Origin of the sequence: Streptomyces sp. MMCC 100 (assembly GCF_041538145.2) — a bacterium.
Classification (GTDB): Bacteria; Actinomycetota; Actinomycetes; order Streptomycetales; family Streptomycetaceae; genus Streptomyces.
In genome coordinates, this window is record NZ_JBGORK020000001.1 from 436043 (window position 1) to 459222 (window position 23180).

16 protein-coding genes, 1 tRNA gene and 1 pseudogene are annotated in these 23180 nt (G+C 72.3%); 9 read left to right on the top strand and 9 right to left on the bottom strand.

From position 1 onward, the window contains the following. Positions 1 to 101: 101 nt before the first annotated feature. From glmU to ABS735_RS02205, 3 genes are all read right to left on the bottom strand, one after another. Positions 102 to 1550: a bifunctional UDP-N-acetylglucosamine diphosphorylase/glucosamine-1-phosphate N-acetyltransferase GlmU gene (glmU, locus tag ABS735_RS02195; protein WP_373902879.1), complete on the bottom strand. Its 1449-nt coding sequence runs from the start codon at positions 1548 to 1550 to the stop codon at positions 102 to 104. Between the two features lie 112 nt (positions 1551 to 1662). Then, positions 1663 to 1739, bottom strand: a tRNA-Gln gene (locus tag ABS735_RS02200). Between the two features lie 15 nt (positions 1740 to 1754). After that, a complete protein-coding gene (locus ABS735_RS02205; RefSeq protein WP_373902880.1) occupies positions 1755 to 2615 on the bottom strand; it encodes a hypothetical protein in 861 nt (286 codons plus the stop codon). Positions 2616 to 2749: 134 nt separating this feature from the next. Between ABS735_RS02205 and ABS735_RS02210 the strand changes: the two genes are divergently transcribed. Next, positions 2750 to 4069 (top strand): sensor histidine kinase, encoded by a 1320-nt coding sequence (locus tag ABS735_RS02210; protein WP_373902881.1) that lies wholly within the window; start codon positions 2750 to 2752, stop codon positions 4067 to 4069. Positions 4070 to 4082: 13 nt separating this feature from the next. On the opposite strand, the gene ABS735_RS02215 is transcribed toward ABS735_RS02210, so the two are convergent. Beyond that, positions 4083 to 4577 (bottom strand): SUKH-3 domain-containing protein, encoded by a 495-nt coding sequence (locus tag ABS735_RS02215; RefSeq protein ID WP_373902882.1) that lies wholly within the window; start codon positions 4575 to 4577, stop codon positions 4083 to 4085. A 47-nt stretch (positions 4578 to 4624) separates the two neighbouring features. Then, a complete protein-coding gene (locus tag ABS735_RS02220) occupies positions 4625 to 5155 on the bottom strand; it encodes a YwqJ-related putative deaminase (protein ID WP_373902883.1) in 531 nt (176 codons plus the stop codon). A 291-nt stretch (positions 5156 to 5446) separates the two neighbouring features. Here ABS735_RS02220 and ABS735_RS02225 point away from each other — a divergent pair, with 291 nt between their 5' ends. The 3 genes from ABS735_RS02225 to ABS735_RS02235 all read left to right on the top strand — a co-directional run bounded on the left by ABS735_RS02225 (position 5447) and on the right by ABS735_RS02235 (position 10252). Then, positions 5447 to 6439, top strand: coding sequence for an SMI1/KNR4 family protein (locus ABS735_RS02225; protein ID WP_373902884.1), 993 nt, complete (start codon positions 5447 to 5449; stop codon positions 6437 to 6439). Positions 6440 to 6446: 7 nt separating this feature from the next. Beyond that, positions 6447 to 9173, top strand: a complete 2727-nt coding sequence (locus ABS735_RS02230) for an SUKH-4 family immunity protein (RefSeq protein ID WP_373902885.1) — start codon at positions 6447 to 6449, stop codon at positions 9171 to 9173. Positions 9174 to 9361: 188 nt separating this feature from the next. After that, a complete protein-coding gene (locus ABS735_RS02235; protein WP_373902886.1) occupies positions 9362 to 10252 on the top strand; it encodes a coiled-coil domain-containing protein in 891 nt (296 codons plus the stop codon). A 9-nt stretch (positions 10253 to 10261) separates the two neighbouring features. Here ABS735_RS02235 and ABS735_RS02240 read toward each other — a convergent pair. Next, positions 10262 to 10741 (bottom strand): annotated as a pseudogene (locus ABS735_RS02240) (sodium:solute symporter family transporter); the annotation flags it as partial. 469 nt (positions 10742 to 11210) lie between these two features. Here ABS735_RS02240 and ABS735_RS02245 point away from each other — a divergent pair. From ABS735_RS02245 to mfd, 3 genes are all read left to right on the top strand, one after another. After that, positions 11211 to 12029 carry an ABC transporter ATP-binding protein gene (locus tag ABS735_RS02245; RefSeq protein WP_373902887.1) on the top strand — a complete coding sequence of 273 codons (819 nt, stop codon included), beginning with the start codon at positions 11211 to 11213 and terminating at the stop codon, positions 12027 to 12029. Further along, positions 12026 to 14593 carry an ABC transporter permease gene (locus tag ABS735_RS02250; RefSeq protein WP_373902888.1) on the top strand — a complete coding sequence of 856 codons (2568 nt, stop codon included), beginning with the start codon at positions 12026 to 12028 and terminating at the stop codon, positions 14591 to 14593. The genes ABS735_RS02245 and ABS735_RS02250 overlap by 4 nt, the downstream gene beginning before the upstream one ends. A 314-nt stretch (positions 14594 to 14907) precedes the next feature. Then, positions 14908 to 18462 (top strand): transcription-repair coupling factor, encoded by a 3555-nt coding sequence (gene mfd / locus ABS735_RS02255; protein WP_373902889.1) that lies wholly within the window; start codon positions 14908 to 14910, stop codon positions 18460 to 18462. Between the two features lie 91 nt (positions 18463 to 18553). Here the strand turns inward: mfd and ABS735_RS02260 are convergent, their stop codons facing one another. Then, positions 18554 to 18751 (bottom strand): antitoxin, encoded by a 198-nt coding sequence (locus ABS735_RS02260; RefSeq protein ID WP_373902890.1) that lies wholly within the window; start codon positions 18749 to 18751, stop codon positions 18554 to 18556. A 146-nt stretch (positions 18752 to 18897) separates the two neighbouring features. On the opposite strand from ABS735_RS02260, the gene ABS735_RS02265 reads away from it, so the two are divergent. Then, positions 18898 to 19671 carry an HNH endonuclease family protein gene (locus tag ABS735_RS02265; protein ID WP_373902891.1) on the top strand — a complete coding sequence of 258 codons (774 nt, stop codon included), beginning with the start codon at positions 18898 to 18900 and terminating at the stop codon, positions 19669 to 19671. Between the two features lie 184 nt (positions 19672 to 19855). On the opposite strand, the gene ABS735_RS02270 is transcribed toward ABS735_RS02265, so the two are convergent. Both ABS735_RS02270 and ABS735_RS02275 read right to left on the bottom strand, forming a co-directional pair. Beyond that, entirely contained in the window at positions 19856 to 20314 is a 459-nt protein-coding gene (locus ABS735_RS02270) for a hypothetical protein (RefSeq protein ID WP_373902892.1), read from the bottom strand. Between the two features lie 49 nt (positions 20315 to 20363). Further along, on the bottom strand, positions 20364 to 20864 hold the full coding sequence (locus tag ABS735_RS02275) for a hypothetical protein (RefSeq protein ID WP_373902893.1): 501 nt from the start codon (positions 20862 to 20864) through the stop codon (positions 20364 to 20366). 235 nt (positions 20865 to 21099) lie between these two features. Between ABS735_RS02275 and ABS735_RS02280 the strand changes: the two genes are divergently transcribed. Next, the gene (locus ABS735_RS02280) at positions 21100 to 23121 is read left to right on the top strand and encodes an N-6 DNA methylase (RefSeq protein ID WP_373902983.1); all 2022 of its coding nucleotides are present in this window, start codon (positions 21100 to 21102) and stop codon (positions 23119 to 23121) included. Positions 23122 to 23180 lie beyond the last annotated feature (59 nt).

Here is a 23180-nt window from a genome sequence, read left to right on the forward strand (position 1 = left end):
GCTCATGGGCGCTCTCCCGACTGGCCGCGGGGGCGTCTCAGCTGGTGGGGTGCGGATGTGCACTTATCACGGTACGCCGTGTTCGACGCGCCGGTTTCCGGTCAGTCTTCGCCGCCCGCCTCGCGGGACACCGCCTCCGCTGCCTTCGCGGCCGCGCTCCCCGGACGCTTCCGGGCCACCCAACCCTCGATATTCCGCTGCTGGCCACGGGCCACGGCCAGCGAACCGGGCGGCACGTCCTTCGTGATCACCGAGCCGGCGGCGGTGTAGGCACCGTCCCCGACCGTGACAGGAGCCACAAACATGTTGTCCGAACCCGTACGGCAGTGCGAGCCGATCGTCGTGTGGTGCTTGTCCTGCCCGTCGTAGTTCACGAACACACTCGCGGCACCGATGTTCGTGAACTCGCCGATCGTCGCGTCACCCATGTAGGAGAGGTGCGGGACCTTGGTCCCCTCGCCGATCGACGCGTTCTTCGCCTCGACGAACGTACCGATCTTCGACTTGAGACCCAGCCGGGTACCCGGCCGCAGGTACGCGTACGGACCGACCGAGGCCTGCGGACCGACGTGAGCGCTGACGGCGACCGTGTTGTCCACCCGCGCCCCCGCGTCCACCCGGGTGTCCGTGAGACGGGAGTTCGGCCCGACCTCGCAGCCCTCGGCGAGATGCGTGGCGCCGTGCAGCTGCGTACCCGGGTGGACGACGACGTCCTGCTCGAACGTCACCGTCACGTCGACCCACGTCGTCGCCGGGTCCACCACGGTCACGCCGGCCAGCATCGCCCCGGTCAGCAACCGGTCGTTGAGGATCCGACGAGCCTCGGCCAGCTGCACCCGGTTGTTGATCCCCACGATCTCCCGGTGATCACCGGCCACCGACGCGCCGACCCGGTGCCCCGCCTCACGCAGGATCCCGAGCACGTCCGTGAGGTACTCCTCGCCCTGGCTGTTGTCCGTCCGCACCTTGCCCAGCGCGTCCGCGAGCAACTGCCCGTCGAAGGCGAAGACACCCGAGTTGATCTCCCGGATCGCCCGCTGGGACTCCGAGGCGTCCTTGTGCTCCACGATCGCGGTGACGGCACCCGAGGCCCCGTCCCGCACGATCCGGCCGTACCCCGTCGCGTCCGGCACCTCGGCCGTCAGCACGGTCACGGCGTTCCCGTCGGCGGTGTGCGTGGCGGCGAGCGCCTTGAGCGTCCCGCCGGTGAGGAGCGGAGTGTCACCGCAGACGACCACGACGACCCCGTCCACGGCACCGCCCAACGCCTCCAGCCCCATCCGCACGGCGTGCCCGGTGCCGTTCTGCTGCTCCTGGACGGCGGTGCGTACCTCGGGGGCGACCTCGGCGAGGTGCGCGGTGACCTTCTCGCGGGCGTGCCCGACGACGGCGACCAGGTTCTCGGGGTCCAGCTCTCCGGCGGCGGCGAGCACGTGCCCGACGAGGGACCGGCCGCACAGTTCGTGCAGGACCTTGGGTGTGGCCGACTTCATACGGGTGCCCTCACCCGCTGCGAGAACGACGACGGCTGCCGGGCGAATGGCGCTCACGGGATGCCCTTCGGCTTTGAGGGGGTGGGGGTGGACATCCGCAGGATACCGGGGTGGTTTGTGGGGGACATGAGTGCGGGCCCTGACTGTGGAGTCAGGGCCCGCTTGGGAGCTCCCGGGGCAGGAGTCGAACCTGCGTCTTACCTGGATTCAAAGTCCAGTCGCCCCTACCGACAGAGCAACCCGGGAATGCCGGGAGTCAGCCTACGGCGTCCGCTGTTCGGCTGCCAATACCAGCCCGGACCATGCCCCTTCGATGCGGCGGTACAACTCGGCGCCCTTCAAGACCTTGATCACCAGGCAGCCCCGGTAGGAGTCGCCAACGTTCTTGCGCACCGTCTTGGGGTTGTGCCGCTTGAGTGTCGTCTTGTTGAAGGCGCTCCGATCGACGCTGACGAGCTCGGCCCAGAACTGCTCCGCGCCCGCCACGTCGGCGTTCTCGTGGATCATGACCGTGAACCGGAGGCGCTCACGTTCGATTCCGAGCAGGTCGAGCCAGGCCAGAAAGACCTTGATCATGCCCGGGTCGCTGTTGACGAAGGCGACGTTCTCGCGGCGGTCGTACGGCTTGTCTTTGCCTCCTTCTGCCCAGTACAGGCCTACGCCCACCAGGAAGAGTTCGCGGGCCGACAGTTCGCCGACGGCCAGCTTGGCCTCCTCCTTGGTGCGTTGTCGCTCCTCGTCCTGAGCGCTACGAAGACGCGCGAGCCCGGCCCGCATCAGCGTCTGCTGCTCTTGCGGTGTGTATCGGGGTTCGGGTTTCGGCAGGTCCCGCACCCACAACGACACCGAGCTCCTGGAGCAGCCCAGTTCGGCCTCGATCTGGTCGTACGTCCACCCTCGACGGCGTAGTTCGCGTGCCCGATCTCGCAGGTCGTCCTTCGCGCGCGGCCGCTTGGTCCACTCCGGCGGCGGCTCACCCTTCACCAGTCGGCTGAGGATGTCGTTGTTGAAGACCTTCAGCTCGTCGCGGATCTGCCGAAGGCTGTAGCCGGCCCGCCGCAGCGCCACCGCCCGCTCCCGCAGCCCTTCGAAGTCCGCGTACTTGTTCTGTGAACGTGCCATGGGCATACCGTCCGGCCGGAATCTCCGGCTCCGGAGGTGAACGGCGTGGGGTTCACCAGTTCGAGGGATATCGCGTCGTATCGTTTGTCGAAAGTCACCGGAAAAGGGGCGCCCGGCGCCCGTAGGCTGGAGGCATGACCACGACGGGGGAAGACCACGTGCCGGCCCGGGGTGGGCCTTGGTGGTGGGACAGGCGGCGCGGCGCGGTGCTCGATGTGAGCCTCGGTGTCGTGTCCGCGCTGGAGTGCGCGGCGGAGGGGGTCCCGTTCGCGCGGGACGCGGGGATCCCGGCGGCGACGGGGGTGCTGTTCGGACTGCTCGCCGGTTCGGTGCTGGTGGTGCGGCGGAAGTGGCCGATCGCGGTGGTGCTGGTGGCGATCGCCGTCACGCCGGCCGAGATGGGCTTCCTCATGGGTGTCGTCGGCCTGTACACGCTGGCGGCGTCGGAGCTGCCGCGGCGGATCATCGGCGCCCTGGCCGGGATGACCTTCCTGGGGACGTTGATCGTGACGTTCGTGCGGCTGGGGCAGGACATGGCGCGGGACGGCCTGGAGCTGGGGGACTGGTTTCTTCCGTTCGCGTCGATCGCGACGTCCCTGGGGATGACCGCGCCGCCGTTGCTTCTTGGCCTGTACGTGGGGCAGCGGCGTCGGCTGATGGAGAGCCTGCGGGAGCGGGCGGACAGTCTCGAGCGTGAGCTGCAACTGCTCGCCGAGCGGGCGGAGGAGCGCGCGGAGTGGGCGCGCGGTGAGGAGCGGACGCGGATCGCGCGGGAGATGCACGACGTGGTCGCGCACCGGGTGAGTCTGATGGTGGTGCATGCCGCCGCGCTTCAGGCCGTGGCCCGGAAGGACCCGGAGAAAGCGGTGAAGAACGCGGCCCTGGTGGGGGACATGGGCCGGCAGGCGCTGACGGAGCTGCGGGAGATGCTCGGGGTGCTGCGCAGTGGCGGGGACGGTGCGCGTGCGGAGCGGGCGTCGGTGCCGTTGGCGGCGGTGGGGGTGGCTGCCGCGGCGGCGGCGTCGCGGGCGGCGGAGGACGGGGAGTCGTCCTCGGACGGGCCGTGTCTGTCGGAGCTGGACGAGCTGATCGGGCAGTCCGAGGCGGCCGGGATGGTCGTGGATCTGTCCGTGGAGGGGGAGGGGCGGCTGTACGCGGCGGAGGTGGAGTCGACGGCGTTCCGGGTGGTGCAGGAGGCGCTGACGAACGTGCACAAGCATGCGGCGGGCGCGAAGACGTATGTGCGGCTGGCGCACCGGGTCTCGGAGATCGCGATGCAGGTGGAGAACGAGCCGCCGCCGGACCTGTCGGGGGAGGCGTCGGCGCGGTTGCCGTCGGGGGGCAACGGGCTGGTGGGGATGAAGGAGCGGGTGGCCGCTCTGGGGGGTGTGTTCGTGTCGGGGCCGACCGATGCGGGGGGTTTCCGGGTGTCGGCGGTGATTCCGGCGTCCTAGGCGCGGACCGGTGTCAGCGCGTGGTGAGGCGGGTGGGCTGGGTGCCGGCGACGAGGGTGGCGAGGGCGGTGTCGATGTCGGGGCCGAGGTACCAGTCGCCGGTGTGGTCGAGGGCGTAGACGCGGCCTTCGGTGTCGATGGCGATGAGGGCCTGGCTGTCGGTTTCGGTGCCGAGGGGGCAGGTCCGGGTGTCGAGGGCGCGGCCGAGGTCGCCGAGGGTGCGGGCCATGTGGAGGCCGTGCAGGGGGTCGAGGTGGAGGGTGGCGGGGGCGATCTGGCGGCCGGGTCCGGTGGGTGCGATGTGGAGTCCGCCGAATTCGGCCCAGGCTTCGACGGCGGCGGGGAAGACGGTGTGGCGGTGTCCTGCGGGTGAGGTGTGTTCGCGCAGGGTGTCGGCCCAGATCTCGGCCTGTTTGATGTCCCAGCGTCCGGGTTGCCAGCCGGCGTCGCGCAGTGCGGCGTCGACGGGGACGGGGAAGCGGGTGGTGGAGGTGCGGTCGGCTTGCATCTGCCCTTGGTTCGTTTCGGTCGGCTGGTTCGGCTCGGTGTGTCCTGTCAGTCCTGGTCCGTCGTGGGGTCGACGACGCGGACGCCGAAGTGGGCGCTGAGGGCGCTGCAGGCGCGGCACGGTGCGGCGAAGGCGCCGTGGAGGGGGTCGCCGTCCTCGCGGATGCGGCGGGTGGTGAGTTTGGCGTGTTTGAGTGCTTTGCGGGCTTCGCCGTTGGTCATGGGCTTGCGTGCGGCGCGTTTGCTGCGTGCGGCGTCGGCGGTGGCGAGGTGTCGTGAGATGAGGATCGTCTCGGCGCAGCGTCCGGTGTAACGGTCTCGTTGGCCGCTGGTGAGGGTGTCGAGGAAGTCCTGGACGAGGTGGTGCAGGGCGGGCGGGGCGTCGGCGCGCGTAGCGGTGCCGGTGAGGGTGGTGCCGCGTACGGAGAGGGCGGCGGCGACGGTGGGGAGTATGCCGTCGCGGCGGTGCCGGAGGGTGGGGGCCTGGGCGGCGTCGGTGCTGCTCCAGCCGATGCGGGGGTCGCCGCCGCGGGGGTCGTCGGACCGCCCGGTGTCGGGTCCCGTCTGTGTCGCACTCATGATCGTTTCCCCTCCTGAGCATCCCCCCGGAGGTCACAGAGTGCCAAATCCCGTGGCTGCTGCGGAAGCTGGGGCGTGGCGACACGCCCGGGTATGGGCGGTGTGTCACGGGAGGGTGACGGCTGGTCACGGAAGTGGGGGTGGCGGGTGCCGGGTGCGGGGTCCGGTGCCGGTGACCCCTCTGGCCGTACCGCATAGGCTGTCGGCACCGCGATCGGACGCGGTGAACCAGACAGTGCAGGCAGATCAGACGGATCTGGCAGCAGACAGACGCCGCAGGGGGCAACCGCCATGACGACAGGTCGGCTCGGGCAAGCAGCCGCGCCGCCGAACGCGGCCTATGCCGGGCAGGTCGTGCATTTCCCGGATCCGGTGCGGGCGGCCCGTCACCCGAGAGGGGTACGGGTGGACGCGGGTGGTTACCCCGATTTCTCGCCGTACGCGCGTGCGGTGGCGGAGATCGCGGATCCGCCGGAGGGGTTCGGGGTCGACGAGTTGCGGCTGACGGACTACGTGTCGGCGAACGCGGCCCTGTCGGCGTCGGGGCACGAGCTGTGGGACACGGTGCCGGCGGTGGCGACGCCGCACGGCTGGACGTGGCACCACGTGGCGGGTTCGCGGCGGATGGAGTTGGTGCCGGTCGAGGTGAAGGCGTTGCTGCGTCATCACGGCGGGATCGCGACGGCGGCGGTGGACCAGGGCAAGCGCGGCACGCGGCCGTTGCAGGAGACGCGTCCGGCGCATTTCGGTCTGCCGAAGTCGGGGGTGGCCGTCACGGAGCAGCAGGTGCAGGGGGTCGAGGAGGATCTCGGGTACCGGCTGCCGGGCGCGTACCGGTCGTTCCTGAAGGCGGCGGGCGGGTGTGCGCCGGTGGGTACGGCGCTCGACGCGGAGCTGGGGCTGCTGGTGGACCAGCCGTTCTTCACGGTGCGTGAGGAGGCGGCGGTCAATGACCTGGTCTATGTGAACAAGTGTCTGCGGGACCACCTGACGAAGGACTATCTGGGTGTCGCGTTCGTCCAGGGGGGTCTGCTCGCCGTGAAGGTGAAGGGTGAGCGGATCGGTTCGGTGTGGTTCTGCGCGTACGACGACGTGCGGGATGTGGATCCGTCGTGGCCGCCGGCGGATCGTGTGGAGCGGCTGCTGCTGCCGTGCGGTGAGGATTTCGACGCGTTCCTGTCGCGTCTGGCGGGCTCCCCGCCGGAGTTGGAGACGGTGGCGAACCTGATGGTGGACGGCGGGTTCGCGCGTGCGGTGCCCGTGTCGGCGTCGGTAGGGGAGTGAGCTGACGATGGTGACGTTCGCGCAGGCGCAGGAGCGCGCGGAGGAGTGGGTCAACGGCGAGCTGCCGGCGTACCAGCACCGTGAGGTGCGGGTGCGGGAGTTCGACCTGGGGTTCGTGGTGTGGGCGGAGGACCGTGCGGACGGTCCGCGTTCGGACGGGGGTGCGCAGCGGCTGGTGATCGCCCGGGACAGTGGCGAGGCGACGCTGTGGCCCTCGCTTCCGGTGGGTGAGGTGATCCGCCGGTACGAGGAGGAGTACGGCCGTCCCGACGAGGCGGAGGCGCCGGCTGCGGCGCCCGCGGCGCGGGTGGATCTGAATCAGACGTCGTTCTTGCTGAGTCCGCCGGAGTGGTTGCAGGAGGCGGCGGACCGGATCGGTATTCCGGATCGCCGGCGTGGGGATCAGGGGGGCGGTGACACCGGGGGTGCCGGGTCGGTCGCCGGGTCCGTGGCCGGTGCCGGTGGTGCGTTGCCCGAGACGCAGGCCGGGGTGCCGTCGGCTCCGGCGGCGTCGGCGGACGCCTCGTCCGGGAGCGGTGCGGGGTGGCCGGCCGCGGGCGCCGGAGCAGGCGCGGGCGGCTCGGGGGCGGGCGCGGGTGCGTCCGGTGCGCCGAGTGGCCCCGGTGCGCCGAGTACGCCGGGTGCGCCTGCGGGGGCGACCCCGTGGGCGGGGACGGACACCAACGCGGACGCCGGTGAGGACCGTTCCGTACCGCTGCCCCAGACCGTGTTCGCGCCGCCGTTGAGCGGTGCCGACGACGACACGCCGCCGCCCTCCGCGACGCCGGACGCCAAGACGGCGCTGATGTCGGGCGGCAGCCGGCTTCCGCCGACGGCGTTCGCGCCGGCGATCGGCGACCAGAACGTGCCGGGTGGTGCGAATGCGCCGGGTGGCCCGAGCGCGCCGGGCGCGGGCGCGTCCGCCGGGGCGGGGACGCCGCCGCCCGCGGCGCAGCCGTCCGCCGGTCCGGGGACGCCCGCCACGCCGCCCCGGCCGCTCGCGTCGAACGCCGGGGACATCGCCGACGCCGCGACCAGCAAGGCGGCGCCTCCGCCGCGCCGTGGCGGTGGCTCGTCCACGCCGCCTCCGCCGGGCGCTCCGGGTGTGCCGGGTGCGCGGCCGGGGAGCACGCCCGCGCCGTCGGGGACTCCGGCGCCGGGTACGCCGGCGGGCGGCTACGTGCCGACGCAGCTGGTGTCGTCGCTCGGCCCCGAGGGCCCGGGCGGCCCGGGCACCCCGCCTCCGCCCAACGCCCCGGGCACCCCGCCGCCCCCGCCCAACGCCCCGCAGCCTCCGGCCGGTCCGGGTGCGCCGGGTACCCCGCCTCCGCCGAGTGCGCCGAACGCGCCGGGTGGGACGCCGCCGGGCGGCATGCATCACGCCGCCACGATGCTGGCCGACCCGGGCCGGCCGGGCGGCGGCGCCCCGCAGCCCCCTGGCCCTCCCGGTCCGCCCGGGGCTCCTGGCGCTCCCGGCGCTCCTTCCGGCCCGGGTGTGCCGCCGCCTCCCCCGGCCGCTCCCGGCGTTCCCGGTGCCGTGCCGCCGCCGCCCGGTTCCGCGGGGGGCGCGGGCGGTGCCGTGCACCACGCGCAGACCGTGCTGGCGGCGCCCTCCGTGGGCGGTCCCGGCGGCATCGGTGCGCCTCCGCCGCCTCCCCCGGCGGCTCCCGGTGCCGTGCCGCCGCCCGGGCAGCCGGTGCCGGGGCAACCGGTGCCGGGGCAGCCACCGGCGTACGGCTATCCGCCGCAGCCCACCGGTCAGCCGACCGTCGGCCCCGGCTACCAGGCCGTGCTGCGCTACCGCGCGCAGGACGGTTCCGAGCAGCAGCTGATCCGGCGTTCCGCGCCGGGTACGCCGCATCCGGAGTGGCAGATGTTCCACGAGCTGCGCTCCATGAACGTGCCGCCGGACCAGGTGCTCGAGCTGCACACCGAGCTGGAGTCGTGCGAGCTGCCGGGCGCGTACTGCGCGCGGATGATCCGGGAGCAGTGGCCGCAGGCGCGGATCACCTCGATCGCGCCGTACGGCCTGGACCACGCGAGCCGGCAGCAGGGCATGCAGCAACTGCTGGCGCACCAGGGCGAGCTGCACCAGGTGGCCGACGGGCCGGCGCGTCCGGCGCCGGTGCGTGCTCCCCTGCCGCAGGTGCAGCCGGCGCCGCCGGTTCCGCCGGAGGTCATCGGGCAGGAGCTGGGCGGCGCGTTCGGTCCGGGGGTGTTCCGGTTCGAGCAGGCCGCGGTGTCACGGCAGGGTGTGCCGCCGGTCGTGGCGCACACGCTGGTGGCGGCGGGGCTGCCGATGGACATGGGTCCGTTCTTCTGGGCGCAGGCCCAGCCGGGGCGCCCGGTGCCGACGCTGGCGGAGCTGGCGGCGGAGCGCGGTGTGCAGCCGGCCTCGGACGCGGGGTCGTACCTCGTCGTGGGCAGCGACTTCGGCCGGGCGATCTGTGTGCAGTACGGCACCGCGGCCATCGTGGCGGTGCCGGTGGAGGCGGGTCCGGGCGGTGCGCCCGTGCCGCCGCAGTTCGTGAACACGGGGCTGCCGGAGTTCGCGCGTTCCCTGGCGCTGCTGGGCCGGATGTGGCGGCTCAGGTTCGGTCTGAACCAGGAGCAGGCGGGCCGCTGGACCGTCGATTTCCAGGCGCAGTTGGCCGCGCTGGACCCGGCGGCGCTCGGCTCGCCGGAGAGCTGGTGGTCGGTGCTGCTGGAGCAGATGTGGGACGGGCTCCTGTGAGGCGCTCGCGCCGCTGACGTGCCCGACGGGCGGGGCCCGGTCGACCTGTGAGTCGACCGGGCCCCGCCCGTTTGCGTGCGGTGTGTCGGATTATGTGGGCTTACGTCCGATCCATAAAGTCGGTCGGGTCCATGTGATGCGGCAGGTTCACCGCGAGGTGAGCACAGGGTGATGCAGGGGTGATGGGCATGAGCGGTGCATCGGCGTCTCCCCACGGCTTCGTGACCGTACGCGGGCGCGGGCGCGGCTACCGTCCCGAGCAGGTGGAGGCGTACGCCGCCGCCCTCTCCGAGGAGCGTGACGCGGCCTGGGAGCGGGCCGCCCGGCTCACCGTGCTGGCCAGGGAGATGGAGGAGGACCTGGGAGACCTGGAGGAGGTGGTCGCGCAGCTCACCTCGCAGGACTACGAGGTGCTGGGGGAGCGCGCGCGAGACCTGTTCCGGCTCGTCGAGGTGGAGGCCGAAGCGGTACGCGAGCGGGCGCGCGGTACCGCGGAGGGGGTGATGGAGGAGGCGCGGGCGCACGCGGACAGAGTGCGGGAGGCGGCCCGGGCGCACGCCGACGCCGTACGCGCCGAGGCCGACGAGCGGGCCCGGCAGCTGCTGCTCGCGGCGCGCGCGGAGGCCGACGAGGCGCGGATCGAGGCGCGGCGCGAGGTGAAGGCGGGGCGCGCGGAAGCGCTGTCCGCGCTGCGCGAGATGCGCAGGCGCACCACCGGGGCGGCGGCCGAGCAGAGCAGGGAGCTGGCCGGACGGTGGGCCGCCGCCGAGCGGGCCGAGGAGGAGCGGGCGCGGGCCCTGGACGCCCACCATGCGGATTTGGTGGCGCGGGCCGAGCAGGGGGTGCGCGAGGCGGAGCAGGAGCTGGCCGCCGCCCGGGAGGCGGCCGGACGGCGGCAGGAGGAGGCCCGGGACCGGGCGGCCGAGGTGGTCGCCGAGGCCCGGTTGCGTCAGGAGCGCATCGCCCGCGACACGGAACGGGTGCTGCGCGAGCACGGGGAGCGGTGGGACGAACTGCAGGCCCAGATGGACTCCGTACGCAGCAATCTCAGTTCGCTGACGGGGCGCGCGGTGGAGTGACGCCCCGCGTCAGCCGCCCCTGCGTACCGCCCCCGCCAGGATCCAGCCCTTCACCGCCTCGTACTGCCGGCGCTGCCCCTGAGCCTTGCGCCGGCCGGAGAGCATCGTGCCGAGCCAGCCGCAGGCGAAGCCCAGCGGGATGGAGACCAGGCCCGTCGTGGTGAACGGGAACCAGTTGAAGTCGGCCTCGGGGAAGGCGGAGACCGGCGAGCCGGAGACCAGGTTGGTGCCCGGCATCAGGAGCAGGACGGCCAGTGAGCCCCCGATGAGGGTGCTGAGCAGCCCGGTGCGCGTGAAGCGGCGCCAGAAGAGGCCGTAGACCAGGGCGGGGGCGATGGCCGAGGCGCCCAGACAGAAGGACAGGGTCACCAGGGGCTGGAGGCTGCGGTGCTGGACGAGGGTCGCCAGGACGATCGCGGGGACGCCGACGGCCAGGGCGGAGAGGCGCGCGAGGGTCATCTCGCGGCGCGGGGACATCTCCCGTACGCGGGTGGGTCGGTATGCGGCCGCCCGCGCCCTCCCGGTGCTGCTCGCTCGCCCCTGACGCCGCGGGAGGGTGGACGACCGGTGCGTCACAGGGTGGAGGGCGACCCTGAGATCGCTCCACCGAAGGGTGGACTGCCCCTAGGGGTACCTCCGTACTACGGGTCGGGGAGGGTTCGTACCGACGGAGGACGAGACGGGCCCGGTGGCGTCCTTAGTCTGGCTTTACGCCGCTGGGGGGCGGTGAACCGGACCCGCGGGGGTGGGGTTTTCCTCAGTAAAAGACTGCGCTGAACACCAGCGCGGCCGACCCCCGGTTCCGGACAGACTCTTCGAGACAGCAGCTCGGCGCACACGCGGCGCGCCTCGACGGCACACACGCACGACGGCACGCACGACGGCACGCACGACGGCACACACGTACGACGGCCGCGGCACCGGCGGCTCACTCGATGACCGACATAGGAGACTTGACATGACATCGGCCGTAAGTATTCCCACGCACGGGAGCACTGGAGGGCGTACGGCCGTTGCCGCGCGAGCGCGGCAGGTCGTGAAGGCCTACGGATCGGGCGAGACCCGGGTGGTCGCCCTCGACCACGTGGACGTGGACATCGCGCGCGGCCAGTTCACCGCGATCATGGGCCCGTCGGGGTCCGGCAAGTCCACGCTGATGCACTGCCTGGCCGGCCTGGACACCGTCACCAGCGGGCAGATCCACCTCGACGAGACCGAGATCACCGGCCTGAAGGACAAGAAGCTCACGCAGCTGCGCCGGGACCGGATCGGCTTCATCTTCCAGGCGTTCAACCTGCTCCCGACGCTCAACGCGATCGAGAACATCACGCTGCCCATGGACATCGCCGGCCGCAAGTACGACCGCGCGTGGCTGGACCGGGTCGTGGAGACCGTGGGGCTCGCCGGGCGGCTCAAGCACCGGCCCACCCAGCTCTCCGGCGGCCAGCAGCAGCGGGTCGCGGTGGCGCGGGCCCTCGCCGCCCGCCCCGAGATCATCTTCGGTGACGAGCCGACCGGAAACCTCGACTCGCGCGCCGGTGCCGAAGTGCTCGGCTTCCTGCGCCGGTCGGTCACCGAACTGGGCCAGACCATCGTGATGGTCACCCACGACCCGGTGGCCGCCGGCTACGCGGACCGGGTGCTGTACCTCGCCGACGGCCGGATCGTGGACGAGATGCACAAGCCCACCGCGGAGGCCGTGCTCGACCGCATGCTGCGTTTTTCTGGGGGAGACCCCCAGACCCCCAACTTCGACGCCCGGGGGCGCACGTCATGACCGTCGTGAAGACCTCGATGCGCAACTTCTTCGCGCACAAGGGCCGCATGGCGCTCTCGGCGGTGGCGGTCCTGCTGTCGGTGGCGTTCGTGTGCGGCACCCTGGTGTTCACCGACACGATGAACACCACCTTCGACAAGCTCTTCGCCGTCACCTCCTCGGACGTGACGGTCGCCCCGAAGGACGCCAAGGCCGAGGACACCCCGCAGAACGGGGTGCCCGAGTCGCTGCCGGCGTCCACGCTGGAGAAGATCCGTTCGGTCGACGGCGTGAAGTCGGTCGAGGGCGGCGTCGTCTCCATGAACGTGACCGTCGTCAACGCCGACAACGACAACGTGGGAGCCACCAATGGCGCCCCGACCATCGCCGGGAACTGGACCAAGAACGACCTGCGGTCCATGGAGATCACCTCGGGCCACGCCCCGCGCGGCCCGACCGAGACGATGGTCGACTCCGACACCGCCGACAAGCACGACCTGAAGATCGGCGACGAGCTGCGCACCATCGCGCAGACCGGCGACTTCAAGGCGAAGATCGTCGGTATCGCCTCCTTCACCGTCACCAACCCCGGTGCCGCGGTCGTCTACTTCGACACCCCCACCGCCCAGCGTGAACTGCTCGGCGGCGCGGACCGGTTCAGCCAGTTCAACGTCACCGCCGCGTCCGGTGTCACCGACGCGCAGCTCAAGCGGAACGTCTCCGGGGCCCTGGGAGACGACACGTTCAAGGTCCATACGGCCAAGGAGGCGTCCGACGAAGGACGCGAGGACGTCGGCGAGTTCATGGACGTCATCAAGTACGCCATGCTCGGCTTCGCCGGGATCGCGTTCCTGGTCGGCATCTTCCTGATCATCAACACCTTCTCCATGCTGGTCGCCCAGCGCACCCGCGAGATCGGCCTGATGCGGGCCATCGGCTCCTCGCGCCGGCAGGTCAACCGCTCGGTGCTGGTCGAGGCGCTCCTCCTCGGCATCGTCGGCTCGGTCCTCGGCGTCGCGGCCGGGGTCGGCATCGCCGTCGGCCTGATGAAGCTGATGTCCGCGGCGGGCATGAACCTGTCCACCGACGACCTGACCATCAAGACGGCGACCCCCGTGACCGGCCTGGTCCTCGGCGTCGTGGTCACCGTCCTGGCCGCCTACCTGCCGGCCCGCCGGGCCGGCAAGATCTCCCCGATGGCCGCCCTGCGCGACGCCGGCACCCCGGCCGACGCCAAGGCCGGCTGGATACGCGGCCTGATCGGCCTGGTGCTCACCGGCGCCGGCGCCGCCGCCCTGCTGACGGCCGCCTCCGCCGACAAGGCGAGCGACGGTTCGCTGATGCTCGGCGCGGGCATCGTGCTCTCGCTCATCGGCTTCGTCGTCATCGGCCCGCTGCTGGCCGGGTTCGTGGTGCGGGTGATCAGCGCGGTGCTGCTGCGGGCCTTCGGCCCGGTGGGCCGGCTGGCCGAGCGCAACGCCCTGCGCAACCCGCGCCGCACCGGCGCCACCGGTGCCGCCCTGATGATCGGCCTCGCGCTGGTGGCCTGCCTGTCCGTCGTCGGCTCCTCCATGGTCGCCTCGGCCACCAGCGAGCTGGACAAGACGGTCGGCGCGGACTTCATCGTCCAGGGCAACCAGCGGATCGTGCCGCAGGCCGAGAAGGCCATGACCGACACGCCCGGCCTGGAGCACGTCACCCGCTACAAGATGCTCGACGCCACGCTGACCTCGCCCGACGGCAAGACGGACGACGACGGCGTCACCGCCGCCGACCCGACCTACGCCGAGGACGTGCGCCGCGTGACGACGGAGGGCGAGCTCTCCGCCGCCTACGGCACCGACGCCATGTCGGTCGGCTCGGACTACGCCGAGAAGCACGGCGTGCACGTCGGCGACACCCTCTCCGTCGCCTTCAAGGGCGGCGAGACCGCGAAGCTGAAGGTCGCCGCGATCACCAGCGACGACGTGGCCATCGACCAGGGCGCCCGGTACATCGGCATCGAGACGATGCGGAAGTACCTGCCGGCCGAGAACGTCCCGCCGAACACGATCATGTTCGCCAAGGCGAAGGACGGCCAGAGCGACCAGGCGTACGCCGCGCTGAAGAAGTCGCTGGACGCCTACCCGCAGTACCAGGTGGCCGACCAGACCGACTACAAGCAGGAGCTGAAGGACCAGATCGGCCAGCTGCTGAACATGGTCTACGGCCTGCTCGCCCTGGCGATCATCGTCGCCGTCCTCGGTGTGGTGAACACCCTGGCGCTGTCGGTGGTCGAGCGGACCCGCGAGATCGGCCTGATGCGGGCGATCGGCCTCTCCCGCCGCCAGCTGCGCCGCATGATCCGCATGGAGTCCGTGGTCATCGCCCTCTTCGGCGCCCTGCTCGGCCTCGGCCTGGGCATGGGCTGGGGCGCCACGGCCCAGAAGCTGCTCGCCCTGGAGGGCCTGAACGTCCTCGACATCCCCTGGCCGACGATCATCGGGGTCTTCATCGGCTCGGCCTTCGTGGGCCTGTTCGCCGCCCTGGTCCCGGCCTTCCGGGCGGGCCGCATGAACGTCCTGAACGCCATCGCGACGGAGTAGCACCCGTCCCGACAGCCACCGCACACGGGGGTTGCGGGGGAGGGCCCGGCGTCGACGTCCCAGGGGGGCGGAGGCGCCGGGCCTCTTTCGGTGGACTTCTCACCTCACCGAGACGGGTGGTGGATGGGCACAGGCCCGGGGGTCCAGGGGGGGGCGGTGCCCCCTGGTACGGCACCGCGGCGCCGGCCACCACACACCCGGCGTCGTCCACAGCCCCGACGCCGCCGAGCAGACCGACGTAACCTGGACACCCCCGACCCTCACCGAGTCGGGCTACTCGTGTTGCCCCACCCCAGGACGGAAGCGCCCCCTCCATGAGCCTGCACGGTCTGCTCGACGCCGTCGTCAAGGACACCGCCCTCGCGGAAGCGATCTCGGCGGCCGCAGACGGCAACCGCATGCACGTCGACCTGGTGGGCCCGCCCGCGGCCCGCCCCTTCGCGATCGCCGCACTGGCCCGCGAGACGGGCCGCCCGGTGCTGGCGGTGACGGCGACGGGACGCGAGGCGGAGGACCTGGCGGCGGCCCTGCGCTCCCTGCTGCCGCCCGAGGGCGTCGTGGAGTACCCGTCCTGGGAGACCCTCCCGCACGAGCGGCTCAGCCCCCGCAGCGACACCGTCGGCCGCCGCCTCGCCGTCCTGCGGCGCCTGGCCCATCCCCGCCCGGACGACCCGGAGACCGGCCCGGTCTCTGTCGTCGTCGCACCCGTGCGCTCCGTGCTCCAGCCGCAGGTCAAAGGCCTGGGCGACCTGGAGCCCGTGGCCCTGCGCACCGGGCAGAGCGCCGACCTGGAGGAGATCGTCGAGGCGCTGGCGGCGGCCGCGTACGCGCGCGTCGAGCTGGTGGAGAAGCGCGGTGAGTTCGCCGTGCGCGGCGGCATCCTGGACGTGTTCCCGCCGACCGAGGAGCACCCGCTCCGGGTCGAGTTCTGGGGCGACGACGTCGAGGAGATCCGTTACTTCAAGGTCGCCGACCAGCGGTCCCTGGAGGTCGCCGAGCACGGCCTGTGGGCACCGCCCTGCCGCGAGCTGCTGCTGACCCAGGACGTGCGCGAGCGGGCCGCCGCCCTCGCCGAGGACCACCCCGAGCTGGGCGAACTGCTCGGCAAGATCGCCGAGGGCATCGCGGTGGAGGGCATGGAGTCCCTGGCCCCGGTCCTCGTCGACGACATGGAACTGCTCCTCGACGTGCTGCCCAAGGGGTCGATGGCCCTGGTCTGCGACCCGGAGCGGGTGCGCACGCGGGCCGCCGACCTGGTGGCGACCTCGCAGGAGTTCCTCCAGGCCTCCTGGGCCGCCACGGCGGGCGGCGGCGAGGCACCGATCGACGTCGACGCGGCCTCCCTGTGGTCCATCGCGGACGTCCGGGAACGGGCCCGCGAGCTGGACATGATGTGGTGGTCGGTCTCACCCTTCGCCGCCGACGAGACGCTGACGTCCGACGCCGACACGACGGGCGACTCGGACACCCTCAAGCTCGGCATGCACGCCCCCGACACCTACCGCGGCGACACCGCCAAGGCACTGGCCGACACCAAGGGCTGGCTCGCCGACGGCTGGCGCGCGGTCTACCTCACCGAGGGCCACGGCCCCGCCTCCCGCACCGTCGAGGTCCTCGGCGGCGAGGGCATCGCCGCCCGCCTCGACCAGGACCTCGGCACGCTCAGCCCCTCCGTCGTGCACGTCTCCTGCGGCTCGATCGACCACGGCTTCGTCGACCAGGCCCTCAAGCTCGCCGTGCTCACCGAGACCGACCTGACCGGACAGAAGGCCGCCGGCCGCGAGGGCGCGCGGATGCCCGCCCGGCGCCGCAAGACCATCGACCCGCTCACCCTGGAGGCGGGCGACTACATCGTCCACGAGCAGCACGGCGTCGGCCGCTACATCGAGATGGTCCAGCGCACCGTCCAGGGCGCCACCCGCGAGTACCTGGTCGTGGAGTACGCCCCCGCCAAGCGCGGCCAGCCCGGCGACCGGCTCTACATCCCCACCGACCAGCTGGAGCAGATCACCAAGTACGTCGGCGGCGAGGCCCCCACCCTGCACCGGCTCGGCGGCGCCGACTGGACCAAGACCAAGGCGCGCGCGAAGAAGGCGGTCAAGGAGATCGCCGCCGACCTGATCAAGCTGTACAGCGCGCGGATGGCGGCGCCGGGCCACGCGTTCGGCGCGGACACCCCCTGGCAGCGCGAGCTGGAGGACGCCTTCCCCTACGCGGAGACCCCGGACCAGCTCACCACCATCGCCGAGGTCAAGGACGACATGGAGAAGACGGTCCCGATGGACCGCCTGATCTGCGGCGACGTCGGCTACGGCAAGACCGAGATCGCGGTCCGCGCCGCCTTCAAGGCCGTCCAGGACGGCAAGCAGGTCGCCGTACTCGTCCCCACCACGCTGCTGGTGCAGCAGCACTTCGGCACGTTCAGCGAGCGGTACGCGCAGTTCCCGGTGAAGGTGAAGGCGCTGTCCCGCTTCCAGAGCGACACCGAGTCGAAGGCGACCCTGGAGGGGCTGCGCGAGGGCTCGGTGGACATCGTCATCGGCACCCACCGCCTGTTCTCCTCCGAGACGAAGTTCAAGGACCTGGGCCTGGTCATCGTCGACGAGGAGCAGCGCTTCGGCGTCGAGCACAAGGAGCAGCTGAAGAAGCTCCGCGCCAACGTCGACGTCCTGACCATGTCCGCCACCCCCATCCCGCGCACCCTGGAAATGGCGGTCACCGGCATCCGCGAGATGTCCACGATCACCACCCCGCCGGAGGAGCGCCACCCGGTGCTGACCTTCGTCGGCCCCTACGAGCACAAGCAGATCGGCGCCGCGATCCGCCGCGAGCTGCTGCGCGAGGGCCAGGTCTTCTACATCCACAACCGCGTCGAGTCCATCGACCGCGCGGCGGCCAAGCTGCGCGAGATCGTCCCCGAGGCGCGCATCGCCACCGCCCACGGCCAGATGTCGGAGCAGGCCCTGGAGCAGGTCGTTGTCGACTTCTGGGAGAAGAAGTTCGACGTGCTGGTCTCCACGACCATCGTCGAGTCCGGCATCGACATCTCCAACGCCAACACCCTCATCGTCGAACGCGGCGACAACTTCGGCCTCAGCCAGCTCCACCAGCTGCGCGGCCGGGTCGGCCGGGGCCGCGAGCGCGGGTACGCGTACTTCCTCTACCCGCCGGAGAAGCCCCTGACGGAGACCGCGCACGAGCGGCTCGCCACCATCGCCCAGCACACCGAGATGGGCGCGGGCATGTACGTGGCGATGAAGGACCTGGAGATCCGCGGCGCGGGCAACCTGCTCGGCGGTGAGCAGTCCGGCCACATCGCGGGCGTCGGCTTCGACCTGTACGTACGGATGGTCGGCGAGGCCGTCGCCGACTACCGGGCCTCCCTGGAGGGCGGCGTGGAGGAGGAGCCGCCGCTGGAGGTCAAGATCGAGCTGCCGGTCGACGCGCACGTCCCGCACGACTACGCGCCCGGCGAGCGGCTGCGCCTCCAGGCGTACCGGTCCATCGCCTCCGCCAACAGCGAGGAGGACATCAAGGCCGTACGGGAGGAACTCGTCGACCGCTACGGCAAGCTGCCGGAGCCGGTGGAGAACCTGCTGCTGGTCGCGGGCCTGCGCATGCTCGCGCGGGCGTGCGCCGTCGGCGAGGTCGTGCTCCAGGGCAACAACATCCGTTTCGCGCCGGTCGAGTTGCGCGAGTCCCAGGAGCTGCGGCTCAAGCGGCTCTACCCCGGCAGCGTCATCAAGGCGGGCACGCACCAAGTGCTCGTACCGCGCCCGAAGACCGCGAAGGTGGGCGGCAAGCCGCTCGTCGGCCGGGAACTGCTCGGCTGGGTGGGCGAGTTCCTGACCTCGATCCTTGGGTCGTAGGCCCGCACCGGATCGTCGTGACCGGTGAAGAAGCCGCCCACGGGGGGTAGTCCCGTGGGCGGCTTCGACGTGTCCGGGTCACGGGAAGCGGCTAGTGCTGCTCCGGGCCGCCGCCCCGCTCGCGCCCGAAGCCGAGCTTGCCCTCGGCCTGCTGCTGCGCGGCGTCGACCTGCTTCTCGTACTTGCCGCCGGTCCTCTGGTTGACCTGGCGTTCGGCGGCGTCGGACATCTTCCTTGACTTGTCCTTGTCCTTGCCGGCCATGCTCTTCATCTTGTCGAGGATGCCCATGCAGAGCTCCTTCCGAGACGTGACTCACTGTCGACCGTACGACAGATATGTCCTGCGTGCCCACTAATGCCTGACTAACGCCCACTATGGTCTGGACCGCTCCCTCGCTACGGTGGTTGTCGCGAACGGCAAGGGGAGGGGCGCGCATGAGGCGGCACAGCAGGATCCGTACCGGATGGGCCGCGGGGGCGGCCCTCGCCCTGGCCCTGGTGGCCGGCTGCGAAGGCCTGGAGGCGGACGGCGACGCCCCGGCCTCGGGCGGCGGTGCCGAGGCCCCCGCCGCGGGCCATGCCGTCAGCCCGCTGAAGAACCCGGACGGAACCGAACCGGGCCTCGCCCCGGTCACGGGCGACAGTCCGCAGGCCGAGGCCCGCAAGCTGATCGACGGCCTCGCGACCAAGGGACGCGGACCGAAGACGGGGTACGACCGCGACGAGTTCGGCTACGCCTGGATGGACACCGCCGACGGCGTCCCGCTCGCCCGCAACGGCTGCGACACCCGCAACGACCTGCTGAAACGCGACGGCCAGGAGGTGCGCTTCAAGTCCGGCTCCGACTGCGTGGTCATCGCGATGACGCTGGACGACCCGTACACCGGGACGAGCATCGAGTGGCGCAAGCAGAAGGCGAGCGAGGTCCAGATCGACCACGTCGTGCCGCTGTCGTACAGCTGGCAGATGGGCTCCTCGCGGTGGCCGGAGAGCAAACGCGAGCAACTGGCCAACGACCCGCTCAACCTGCTTCCCGTCGAGGGCCGCGCCAACTCCGCCAAACGTGACTCCGGACCGGCCTCCTGGCTGCCGCCCGACAAGTCGATCCGGTGTGCGTACGCCGTCCGCTTCGCCCAGGTCGCCGTCAAGTACGAGCTGGCGGTGACCGAGGCGGACAAGGCGATGCTGTCGAAGCAGTGCCGGGGCTGACGCGCCCACCGGGGCGGCGTCGTCAGCGCCCCGGCCCGGCCACCGGGCGGCCTGGGGCGCCGGCCCCGCCCGGGTGGAGGAGATCAGGTAGGTCGCGGCCCACGAGACCGCCCGTCCCGGAGTGATCGTCGCCGAGCACGTCGTCGTGGGACGTTGCCCCCACGGCCCCCACGGCCCCCGGGGCTCAGGCGCTCATTGCGTCGAGGTCGATGATCTCGCCGGAGGGGACCTCGGCCGGCACCGGCTCGTCGTACCCGGTCAGGGAGAGGGAGCAGGGCTCCTCCTCGGACCCGCTCTCGAAGCGCAGCAGGTACGGCTTGCCGTCGGTGGCGACGTACAGCGTGTTGCGCTCCGAGCCGTCCGTCTCGTACAGGGTGATCGCGGGCGTGCCGTCGACGGTGGTGGCCTTGATCGCCCGCTCGGATATCTCCTCGCCGGTCAGTCCGGCGAACGGCTCCTCCGGCGTCGATGCCGATGGCGATGCGGGTGCCGGCCGGGAGGTCGACTCCGCGGGCGCGGCGGATCGGGCGGTTCCGCCGGACGAGGTGTCGTCCTGGCCCGACTGGCAGCCGGTCAGGCACGCGGTGGCGCCCGTGGCCAGGACGAGTGCGGTGAGTGCGGTGCGGTGCGCGCGACGGCGCATGGTCGGTCCCCTCAGGGATTCTTCGTGAAGGGTGAGCGCGGTCCGGCCGTCAGAACTGGCCGTTGCCGAGCAGTTCGCCGTCGGCGTCGTAGATGGTGACGAGGCCGTTGTCGCTGTCCTTCCAGTCGGCGAACGCGGAGGCGATGAGCTTGGCCGGGCCCGTGCCCTCGCCCATGAGGCCGCCGGTGAAGTCGGTGTAGACGTCGGCGGCGTCGAGGATGTCGTTCTGCTCGTCGGCGCCCTGCACCTTGGTGACGTGGGAGACGGCGTCCTTCTCGTTGGGCGAGCCGTTCTTCTGCACGAACGCCTTGAACTGCTCGGCCTGGGACGGCTTCTCCACGGCCTTGTCCTCGGCGGGCTTCGCGTCGGACGCGCCGTCCGTCTTCGCGTCGCCGTCCGCCTTCGCGCCGGCCGGCTTCTCGCCCGAGCTCGCGGAGGTACGGCTGTCGCTCTTGCCGTCGCCGTTCCCATCGCCCGAGTTCGCCGACATCGCGCCGATGACGGCGATCCCCACCACAGCACCCAGCGCGATCTTGGTCTTCATCCCCATGACGTCAGTCCTCTCCCCATAGACAGATCGATTGACCGTGAACCCGAGCCCATGGGCCCGGTCGGTTCGGTGCGTCAATAAGACCATGGCCTGTGAACCGAGTCAACACGGTTCACGCCTTCACTCCAGTACACGATGTGAATCGGAGTCGGGCCGTGTTCATCGGTAGGATCGCCGTCACAGACCAGGACGAGGGGGCCCGACCGTGCAGGACAAGGGGACAGACGGGACAGAGGTGACCGCCGCCGGTATCGCGCGGCTCGCCGGCGTCGGCCGGGCCGCCGTCAGCAACTGGCGGCGTCGCCACGCGGACTTCCCCAAACCGGTCGGCGGCACCGAGACCAGCCCGTCCTTCGCCCTCGCCGACGTCGAGGCATGGCTGCGCGCCCAGGGCAAACTCGCCGAGGTCCCCCCGCGCGAACGCGTCTGGCAGCAACTCGCCGGCCACCCCGAAGGACCGGTCGCCGCCCTGGTGCACGCCGGCTGCGTCCTCCTGCTCATCCACGACCGCCCGACCCTCTGGCTGGAAGCGAGCGCCGGCTCCGACGAACGCCTCGCCGCCATGCTGCCCGCCGCCCTCGACCAGGTGCTCGACGCCCGCTTCGGCACGGGTCCCGAGCGCACCGTCGCCACCCCGATCGGCCCCCGGCTGCTCCCCTCCGCCCCGCTCCTGCGCGGCACCGCCGAACTCGCCGCCGGACCGGGCGCCCGCAAGACGTACGAGTTCCTGCTCGGCCGGCACCTCGACGCCAACCCGCGGCAGTACACGCTCACCCCGGACCCGCTCGCCGAGCTGATGGCCGAACTCGCCGGCCCCGCCCGCACGGTCCTCGACCCCGCCTGCGGCACCGGCACCCTGCTCCGCGCCGCCGCCGCCACCCCCCGGCCCGGACAGGAGCTGTACGGCCAGGACAGCGACCCCGCACTGGCCGCACTCACCGCGCTGCGGCTCGCCCTGGGCACGGACGCCGCCGTGCGGATCGCCGCCGGTGACAGCCTGCGCGCGGACGCCCGCACCGGCCTGCGCGCCGACGCCGCGCTGTGCCACCCGCCGTTCAACGAGCGCAACTGGGGCCACGACGAACTCGCCTACGACCCCCGCTGGGAGTACGGCTTCCCGGCCCGCACCGAGTCCGAACTGGCCTGGGTGCAGCACGCCCTGGCCCGCGTCAGGGACGGCGGCACCGTCGTCGTCCTCATGCCGCCCGCCGCCGCCTCCCGCCGTTCCGGCCGCCGGGTCCGCGCCGACCTGCTGCGCCGGGGCGCGCTGCGCGCCGTGATCGCCCTGCCGGTCGGCGCGGCACCCCCGTACAACATCCCCCTGCACGTGTGGGTGCTGCGCCGGCCCGAGAAGGCGCCCGCCCAGCCCGGGGTGCTGCTCGCCGACGCGGGGCAGTTCGCCGGGGAGGGACGGGGCGGTCCTGACTGGCGGTCCGTGCGGGACGCCGTACTCGACGCCTGGGGCGAATTCGACCGCACCGGCCGGCTCGACGACCGGCCGGGCCTCGCCCGCTGTCTGCCCGTCATCGAACTCCTCGACGACGACGTCGACCTGGCCCCCGCCCGCCACCTGCCGCCCCCCGGTGCCACCGGTGACACCGGACGGCTCACGGACGTACGCGAGCGCCTCGACGAGACCCTGCGCCTGACCGCGGAACTCACCCCCGCACCCCCCGGCACCGGACGCGCCGCGCCCCGCCGGCCGCTCACCACCGTCGGCGAACTCGCCCGCGGCGGCGCCCTCGTACTGCGCACCGGCACCAACGGCGGCCACGCGCGCGTGCCCGTGCTCACCGACCACGACGTCCTCACCGGCGCCGGACCCTCGGGCGCCCTCCCGGAGAGCGACGAGGAACCCGTCCTGACCGAACCGGGTGACGTCGTCGTGCCCGTCCTCGGGAGCGGATCCGTCGCGCGCGTGATCGACGAGGCCACGGCCGGCGCCGCCCTGGGGCGCAACCTCGTGCTCCTGCGCCCCGACCCCGTCGCCCTCGACCCCTGGTTCCTCGCCGGGTTCCTGCGCGGCACCGCCAACCACCGGCAGGCCAGCAGCTACGCCTCCACCGCCACCCGCCTCGACGTGCGGCGCCTGCAACTGCCCCGGCTGCCCCTCGACGCCCAGCGCGGCTACGGCGACCGCTTCCGCGCCCTCGACGAGTTCGAGCGCGCGCTGCGGCTCGCGGGCCGCCTGGGGGAGCAGTTGGTGCGGGGCATGTACGACGGCCTCACGGACGGCACGGTGGATCCGGGCCGGTGACCGGCCGCCGAGCGGAGCGACAACGGTTCGGTACAACCGTGACCCGTTGTCCGTTCGGG